Annotated in this window: 1 protein-coding gene; it reads left to right on the top strand. The window is 70.6% G+C overall.

Features of this window, described 5'->3' with window-relative positions; all coding sequences use genetic code 11:
- Positions 1-1,160: DUF4118 domain-containing protein (locus A5694_RS25325; protein WP_131809609.1), on the top strand; the 1,160-nt coding region annotated here is incomplete at both ends.

The raw sequence follows: 1,160 nt of genomic DNA on the forward strand, positions 1-1,160 counted from the left end.
ACCTGGGAGGCGCGCGAACGCATCGTGGCGGCCGTCACCGGAGGCCCGGAGTCCGAGACACTGGTGCGGCGGGCCTCCCGGATCGCATCCAAGGCCGGCGGCGAACTGCTGGTGCTGCACGTGCTGCGCGACGGCGATTCCGTTGCGCCGGCGCCGCGCGTGGGCCAGATCCGCCAACTGGCGGTCAGCCTGGGCGCGTCCCTGCACACCGTGATCGGCGATGACGTGCCAGCCGCGTTGCTCGACTTCGCCCGTGACGTCAACGCCACCCAACTGGTGATCGGCAGCTCGCGGCGTTCGCGCTGGGCCCGCATCCTCGACGAGGGCGTCGGTGCGGCGGTGGTGCAGCAATCCGGCGATATCGACGTGCACATCGTCACCGACGAGGACACCAAGCCGAACTTCCGGGCGGTGTCGATCTCCCCGCGGGAGCGGCGCGCGGCGTCCTGGCTGGCCGCGATCGCCGTCCCGTGCCTGGTCTGCGCGATCGTGGTCGGCTGGCTGGATCACTACCTCAACAGCGGGCAAAGCGCCCTGTTCGTGGTCGGGGTGCTGGTGGTGGCACTGCTCGGCGGTATCGCGCCGGCCGTGCTGTCGGCATTGCTGTCGGGTGTGCTGCTCAACTATTTCCTGCTCGCGCCGCGCGGCGATTTCGCCATCGCCGAACACGACGCCGCGGTGACCGAGGTGGTGCTGCTGCTGGTGGCGGTCGCGGTGGCGGCACTGGTCGACAGCACGGCCAAACGATCCCGCGAGGCCGGCCGCGCCTCGCGGGAAGCCGAGTTGATGACACTGTTCGCCGGATCGGTGCTGCGCGGAGCGGATCTGGACAGCCTGCTGGAACGGGTGCGCGAGACCTACACGCAACGCTCGGTGAGCCTGGTACGGGTGCCGAGCGGAGCCGCGGCCCCCGAACAGCCCGAGGTCGTCGCTTCGGTCGGCGAGAACCCCTGCATGTCGGTGGCTCTCGCCGACACCGCGATCGATGTCGGCGACAACGAGTTTTGGATGTTGATGGCCGGCCGCCAGTTGGCCTCCCGGGACCGCCGGGTGCTGTCGGTGGTGGCGCGGCAGGCCGCGGGACTGGTACGCCAGGAGGAATTGGCGGTCGAAGCGGGGAGGGCCGACGCCGTGATGCGCACCGACGAACTGCGCCGCTC

It is taken from the genome of Mycolicibacter sinensis, assembly GCF_001667945.1.
GTDB classification, from domain to species: domain Bacteria; phylum Actinomycetota; class Actinomycetes; order Mycobacteriales; family Mycobacteriaceae; genus Mycobacterium; species Mycobacterium sinense_B.